Annotated in this window: 9 protein-coding genes, 1 tRNA gene and 1 pseudogene; 5 read left to right on the top strand and 6 right to left on the bottom strand. The window is 29.8% G+C overall.

Annotated features, from left to right (window positions below):
• Positions 1 to 710 (top strand): sensor histidine kinase (locus tag CLLU_RS09665; protein WP_146127600.1); only part of this gene is annotated, 710 nt, incomplete at its 5' end.
• Entirely contained in the window at positions 707 to 1,258 is a 552-nt protein-coding gene (locus CLLU_RS09660; RefSeq protein ID WP_106009535.1) for an accessory gene regulator B family protein, read from the top strand. The genes CLLU_RS09665 and CLLU_RS09660, both read left to right, overlap by 4 nt.
• Here CLLU_RS09660 and CLLU_RS18745 read toward each other — a convergent pair.
• From CLLU_RS18745 to CLLU_RS09645, 4 genes and pseudogenes are all read right to left on the bottom strand, one after another.
• On the bottom strand, positions 1,250 to 1,408 hold the full coding sequence (locus CLLU_RS18745; RefSeq protein ID WP_158255914.1) for a hypothetical protein: 159 nt from the start codon (positions 1,406 to 1,408) through the stop codon (positions 1,250 to 1,252). The genes CLLU_RS09660 and CLLU_RS18745 overlap by 9 nt on opposite strands.
• A 108-nt stretch (positions 1,409 to 1,516) precedes the next feature.
• Positions 1,517 to 1,876 carry an SdpI family protein gene (locus tag CLLU_RS09655; protein ID WP_106009534.1) on the bottom strand — a complete coding sequence of 120 codons (360 nt, stop codon included), beginning with the start codon at positions 1,874 to 1,876 and terminating at the stop codon, positions 1,517 to 1,519.
• A 423-nt stretch (positions 1,877 to 2,299) separates the two neighbouring features.
• Positions 2,300 to 2,699 (bottom strand): annotated as a pseudogene (locus CLLU_RS09650) (serine hydrolase); the annotation flags it as partial.
• A 59-nt stretch (positions 2,700 to 2,758) separates the two neighbouring features.
• A tRNA-Glu gene (locus CLLU_RS09645) sits at positions 2,759 to 2,833 on the bottom strand.
• 237 nt (positions 2,834 to 3,070) lie between these two features.
• On the opposite strand from CLLU_RS09645, the gene CLLU_RS09640 reads away from it, so the two are divergent.
• The 3 genes from CLLU_RS09640 to CLLU_RS09630 all read left to right on the top strand — a co-directional run bounded on the left by CLLU_RS09640 (position 3,071) and on the right by CLLU_RS09630 (position 5,012).
• Positions 3,071 to 3,388, top strand: a complete 318-nt coding sequence (locus CLLU_RS09640; protein WP_106009533.1) for an MGMT family protein — start codon at positions 3,071 to 3,073, stop codon at positions 3,386 to 3,388.
• Positions 3,389 to 3,536: 148 nt separating this feature from the next.
• Positions 3,537 to 4,193, top strand: coding sequence for a metal ABC transporter ATP-binding protein (locus CLLU_RS09635; RefSeq protein ID WP_106009532.1), 657 nt, complete (start codon positions 3,537 to 3,539; stop codon positions 4,191 to 4,193).
• 24 nt (positions 4,194 to 4,217) lie between these two features.
• The gene (locus CLLU_RS09630; protein ID WP_106009531.1) at positions 4,218 to 5,012 is read left to right on the top strand and encodes a metal ABC transporter permease; all 795 of its coding nucleotides are present in this window, start codon (positions 4,218 to 4,220) and stop codon (positions 5,010 to 5,012) included.
• A gap of 51 nt (positions 5,013 to 5,063) precedes the next feature.
• Here CLLU_RS09630 and CLLU_RS09625 read toward each other — a convergent pair whose 3' ends face one another.
• Together CLLU_RS09625 and tnpA are read right to left on the bottom strand one after the other, a co-directional pair.
• Complete coding sequence (locus CLLU_RS09625; protein ID WP_106009530.1) at positions 5,064 to 5,360, bottom strand: DUF2325 domain-containing protein; 297 nt, start codon at positions 5,358 to 5,360, stop codon at positions 5,064 to 5,066.
• 208 nt (positions 5,361 to 5,568) lie between these two features.
• Positions 5,569 to 6,024, bottom strand: coding sequence for an IS200/IS605 family transposase (gene tnpA / locus CLLU_RS09620; RefSeq protein WP_027103771.1), 456 nt, complete (start codon positions 6,022 to 6,024; stop codon positions 5,569 to 5,571).
• Between the last annotated feature and the right edge of the window lie 100 nt (positions 6,025 to 6,124).

Here is a 6,124-nt window from a genome sequence, read left to right as displayed (position 1 = left end):
AATTTAAGGAATTAAAGAAATATCAAAAATTTATAAATATAAAAGCCAATTATAAGATTCAGGAAAAACAGATTAAAAATATGAAGGAGATAATTAGCATAATAAGACGGGAAAAACACGATTTTGCCAATCATATCAATGTTATATGGGGTCTTTGTTCATTAAATAGACCAAATACCGTTGAAAAAATAAAAAATTATGTAGACGGAATATCAGATAATCTCCATTCATCCTTTAAATACATAAATACAGGTAATGACTATTTAGATGGACTATTATCTATTAAAAACAATTTTGCTGATAAAAACAATATAGACCTTGATATAATGATTGAGGAACCTTTTAGCAAATTAAAGATTAAAGAAAACGAATTGATAAGTATTATAAGCAATCTTATAGACAATGCATTTGAAGCATTTCAACCTAAATCCAACATTCAAAATAAAAAAATAACCTTTGATACTTTTATTGAAGACAATGAGTTTTATATTGAAATTTCCGATAACGCAGGAATGATTCCTAAAAATATTCAAAATAAAATTTTTGAGAAGGGATTTTCTACAAAAACCGAAAAATCAGATGACCATGGATTTGGCCTATATATTACCAAGCAATTAATTGAACAAAACAATGGATGCATATCTGTAGAAAGTAATTCTGAAATAACAAAATTTTTAGTTGCATTTAATTTGCAGGAGAGAGGAAAATGAATAATTTTATAACTTGTTTAGTAAAAAAAATTTCTGAATCTAATCCTGAATTTTCAGAACTTGAATTGAAAAAGATGGAATATGGATTAGTTTGTACTTTTGATGAAATAACAAAATTAATACCATATTTTATTATATTCTGGATATTTTCTTTGCAAAATTATTATATAATTGCTCTTTTATTTTTTTGTCCCATTAGATTATTTTCAGGCGGATACCATGCAAAAACTTATTGGGGATGCTTTTTTATCAGTTTTATTGTATTTTATATAATAGTTACTGCTGGTAAATACATAATACTTAACAATATTTCTGTAACATTTTTATTAGGCATTTCTTTTACATTAATTTGCATTTTCTCACCAGTAGATAATATCAATAAAAAAATAAAAAGTGAACATCGAAGAAAGCAGCTCAAATATTATTCAATATTAACTACAATATCGCTAATTATAATATGTTATTTTATTCCAAATCAATTTTTATCCACTGCCGTAATTTCAATTTCCACTGCAACATTAATGATGCTAATAGGAAAATTAATATGAGTTTATGTGTGTTAAACATAGGTCCCCTTGAGCCAAAAGACGAAATAAATAATTGCTGCTATTTTTAATAGATAATAGTGCAAATAAAACAGTAAAGGCTGAAACAATTATAACTGCAATTACAATTGGAGATTTTCTTTTTATTTTCATAATGTATTCCTCCAAGAAATTTTAAAATTAATTCTTATCAAATAATTTATGGTATGGATACAATATACATCCAATTATTACAGAAACTATAATAGAATTAATATCGATTTATTTTAGGTCAATATTTTCTTTTCTACTTCCATCTTTTTTAAATAATTTTCTTAAATGTATTTCTGTATATGGTATAGAAATTATAAGCAAAATAACAGATATTTTTGCTGGTATGTTGCTATTAACTTCACCCAGTACAATGAAAAATGTGGTTATGAATAAAGATATTATTCCAACACATATAAGAATCATACCAGCAAATTTATTTGCTTCATTCCATGTATTAACATTTTTCATTGCAAATGGTGTTCTATAGCCCAAAGAATGATTTATATGCTTAGGTGGATATAACTTACATGCACCTCCGACAATAATCATAATTACTCCGCTTAAATAATTCAAATTTAAATATATCATTAATACTCTCCTATTTATAAAATTCATCTTTATACTTTAATGTTATCATATTTTTATTTGGTGACAAAATAAAAAAGTTCTGGATTTTTCCAAAACTCTATATTTCATCAATATTTACTTCCTTTAATTTAATTGTTTTTTTTAGTTTACTTATATGCCAAAATGTTCTTCACCGTCAGTAAACCTGTATATATCTTTATATTGTATTTTTTAAGTAATATTTTTACATATGTGATTTTATGCAAAAAAAGCACCCAGATTTAACCGGATGCCTGTAAAATGGTTCTCTTTTTATTAAGCTCTTACAATATACATGCTACCAAACTATGCTTATACTTTCAACATGTAACATATGGTAATGATTAATATTATTTATAAACTTCACACAAAGTGGGCATCCACCATTTAAGATACCTACTTTTACCTTGGTGTGCTAGTGTCCCTAGTATCTCCAGGCATACCTTCGTTTGGTTCTGGTTCTATATGTACAGGTTGCGTAACGTTATCTCCTAATTGATTAAGTGCTGCTTTATGCTTTTCCGCCTATATGATTTAATAAAAGATTTGCAGCTGTATTATCGCTGAAACGTATTGCTGCACTACAAATTTCTTCAATAGTCATACCTTTATCAACATTATCTTTTGCAATTTGAGCATAGGAGAGGACATCTTCTTTTTTATATTTAACTAATTGCTTAAGCTGCCCTAATGAGTCTTGTTTTAAAACAGCACCAGCAGCTAATGCCTTGAAAGTAGAACAATAAGCAAACCTATCATCGGCATGATATGAAACTTCTCTAGATGTAATTTTTTCAAAAGCAAATTAAAAAGCTACAAAAACAAAATGGCTTAACTATTGAAGTTAAGCCATTCTTTAAACTTTGGTAGTCCCTAGGAGAATCGAACTCCTGATTTCACCGTGAGAGGGTGACGTCTTAACCGCTTGACCAAGGGACCTCATACTGATTTTTGCAATCAACAGATATTATTATATATTTTTTTATCCATTTAGTCAATATTTTTTTACATATTGTTTCAAAAAAATGAAAGCTGTCACAGCTATATTTTTTTAATCTGCAGTAAATTGACACGATCAGCCTTCCTATTAAAATTGTAATTTCAAATTATTCACATTATAATAAAAATGTACTGCCATTCAAAAATCTAAATTATAGATACAGAGAGGTGCTATATTTGTCGAAAAAATTTTTCTCCAAAGTTTATAACCTGGTTTCTAAAATACCACAGGGAAAAGTTGCCACCTATGGACAGATAGCTGCTATGCTTGGAGAACCCAAAAGTGCCAGAATAGTTGGATGGGCCATGAGAAGTGCCCCTGACAACTTGCATCTTCCCTGCCACAGAGTCGTGAATAAATCCGGCGGCCTGTCTCCGGATTATGTTTTTGGAAGTTCTGAATTTCAAAGATTTCTTTTGGAATCGGAAGGTATTATCTTCAGAAATGATGGACGCATAGATATGGAAAAATGTCTATGGGACGGTAAAAGTTAAAAAATACTCGTATATTGTAAATTCTTAATTGTGGAGTAAAATTTAGCATAATCTATAAGATCATTCCTATATAACTACTTGCAAATTATTTGCAAGTAGTTATATAATAATATATATACGAATTCTATATAAATGAAGGAGTTTTAGTATGATCTGCATAAAAGATTTGACTTTTTCCTACACTGGCAGTCCCCCTTACTTACTAAATAAAATAAATTTAAACGTAAAAAGAGGGACATACCTTTCAATTATAGGGGAAAATGGCAGTGCCAAAACCACTTTGATAAAACTGATTTTAGGATTATTACATCCCTTAAAGGGTGAAATAAGGGTATCATCGAAAAAAATAGGCTATGTGCCTCAGTTTTTGGAAACTTTTAATTCAGAATTTCCAATTACTGTTTCTGAATTGATTAAATGTCATATGAAGGTACTAAAATTGAAGGATAGGACAGCCATGGACAGATGTCTTGATCTTGTAGGAATGATTGATTTCAAGAACAGTCTCATAGGTAATCTTTCTGGAGGACAACGCCAGAAGATATTCATAGCGAGGGCACTTGTAGGTAATCCTGAACTCCTGATATTTGACGAGCCATCTACAGGTATTGACATTCCAAGCCAAAAGGGTATATACAAAATAATACGTAACTTAAACAGAAACTCATCTATAACAGTATTATCGGTGGAACACAATTTGAAAGCAGCTCTTGAAAATTCCACTAAAATATGTACTATAAACAATGGAAATGTACATCTATATGATGTTGACCAATATAGAAAATCTATAGCTTTCAAAAATTAGGCCATCTTTTACTGGAGGAAAATTATGTTACAATACAGCTTTATGCAAAATGCAATTATCGCAGGTATATTTATATCAATATTATGCCCTGCAGTAGGTACCTTTTTAGTTTTAAAAAGATATTCCATGATGGGAGATACATTGTCCCATTCATCTCTGGCAGGAGTGGCAATAGGATTGGTATTTGGATATAACCCAATACTGACTTCCTTTATATTCACCTCCCTTGCAGGAGTTACCATAGAATTTTTGAGAAATTACTATAAAAAATATGCAGAATTAATACTTGTAATAATTCTTACACTATCCGTAGGAATTGCAATCGTGCTCATAAGTACAGGAAAGGCAAATGCAAATGTAAACTCATATTTGTTTGGAAGCATACTTACAGTATCTAAAAGTGAGCTGTATACGGTATTTTCATTGAGCATAATTTCAGTACTGACTCTATCCATGCTGTACAATGAACTGCTCTATATAACCTTTGATGAAAATGGTGCTAAAGTATGCGGAATAAAAGTACGACTTATAAATTACCTCTTTGCGCTTTTAGTAGGTGCTACTATTTCGGTGTCCATAAGAATACTGGGTATTCTTGTGATTTCATCCATGATTGCCATGCCTGTAGCTGCTTCACTTCAATTTCACAGAGGCTTCAAGCTCACATTTATATTTTCAATAGTATTTGGATTTGCAGATATACTAGTTGGGTTATTTTTATCCTATTATATAAACAGTGCCCCCGGTGGAACCATAGCACTTACTTCAGTGTTTACACTTTTAATCGTATTAGTTTATAAGAAATTATTTAACAGATAATTTCTTATAAGTGCACTGCACCATATAGAAATTTATTTTTGTCTGCATATTTCAGACCTTTTTTATCTGCGTAATGTAATTTTCTATATTTTTATACATACTTGACCAGGATCGTTTACAGAACATAATTGTTACATCGCTTCTTTTGGATTGATTTTTTATTATTTCAGATATGTTATGTCCTATATAATCTGTCAATACCAAAACTAAATCCGTACCTTCAGATATCTTTATTTTTCTGTCTCCTTTTTTTCTTCCGCTGATGTGATCTATCTTGTTAAAGCCATTTTCCTTTAATTTATCTTTTATATTTCCAAGTTTGTCTCCTCCAATAACTAATATACTCACAATAAAATCCTCCCTTTTCTAATTAAATTCATATATTCTAATTGATATTGATTCTCATCTTCAATTTTAACTTAACTTTTCTATTTTGTAAATACCAAAATAAATATCCACCAGCTTAGCTGGTGGTTTTTCTTAAGCCCTACAAGGGCACATTACCAGCATTATGCCTTAAGGCATTTTTTGAAGATCCCGCCAGCCGCAATTTATATTACTTGCTACCCTTAAAAGGGTTCATATATTCTTTCATACTTATCTGGTCAGAAATCATATCTTCTTTTTGTTGATTTTTTATATATTCTTCTATTGCTTTTTTATTCTTACCCACTGTATCAACATAATATCCTCTACACCAAAAATGTCTATTCCCATATTTATACTTTAAATTTGAGAATCTTTCAAATATCATTAAACTGCTTTTTCCTTTTAAAAATCCCATAAAACCTGATACACTTATCTTTGGTGGTATTGATAAAAGCATATGTATATGATCTTCACATGCATTTGCTTCTATTATTTCTACTCCCTTCCAATTACATAATTCCCTTAATATTTTTCCTATCTCTTTTTTTCTTTCTCCATATATTTCTTTTCTTCTATACTTTGGTGCAAATACTACATGATATTTACATCTCCATTTAGTATGTGCTAAACTGTTGTTGTCCATTTAGGGCACAAACCTCCTTTGAATTATAGATTTGGCTGACGAGACCATTTCTATTTTATCAAAGTGAGGTTTTTTGTTCACCGCTTAAGCTTTTCTGAAC

It is taken from the genome of Clostridium luticellarii, assembly GCF_002995845.1.
Lineage (GTDB): Bacteria > Bacillota > Clostridia > Clostridiales > Clostridiaceae > Clostridium_B > Clostridium_B luticellarii.
This window is presented reverse-complemented; position numbering and strand designations above follow the sequence as displayed.

Bases quoted from the DNA above. Each gene is read 5' to 3' on its own strand.
- CLLU_RS09660 (WP_106009535.1), top strand. From the start codon at position 707: ATGAATAATTTTATAACTTGTTTAGTAAAAAAAATTTCTGAATCTAAT.
- CLLU_RS18745 (WP_158255914.1), bottom strand. From the start codon at position 1,408: ATGAAAATAAAAAGAAAATCTCCAATTGTAATTGCAGTTATAATTGTT.
- CLLU_RS09655 (WP_106009534.1), bottom strand. From the start codon at position 1,876: ATGATATATTTAAATTTGAATTATTTAAGCGGAGTAATTATGATTATT.
- CLLU_RS09635 (WP_106009532.1), top strand. From the start codon at position 3,537: ATGATCTGCATAAAAGATTTGACTTTTTCCTACACTGGCAGTCCCCCT.
- CLLU_RS09630 (WP_106009531.1), top strand. From the start codon at position 4,218: ATGTTACAATACAGCTTTATGCAAAATGCAATTATCGCAGGTATATTT.
- tnpA (WP_027103771.1), bottom strand. From the start codon at position 6,024: ATGGACAACAACAGTTTAGCACATACTAAATGGAGATGTAAATATCAT.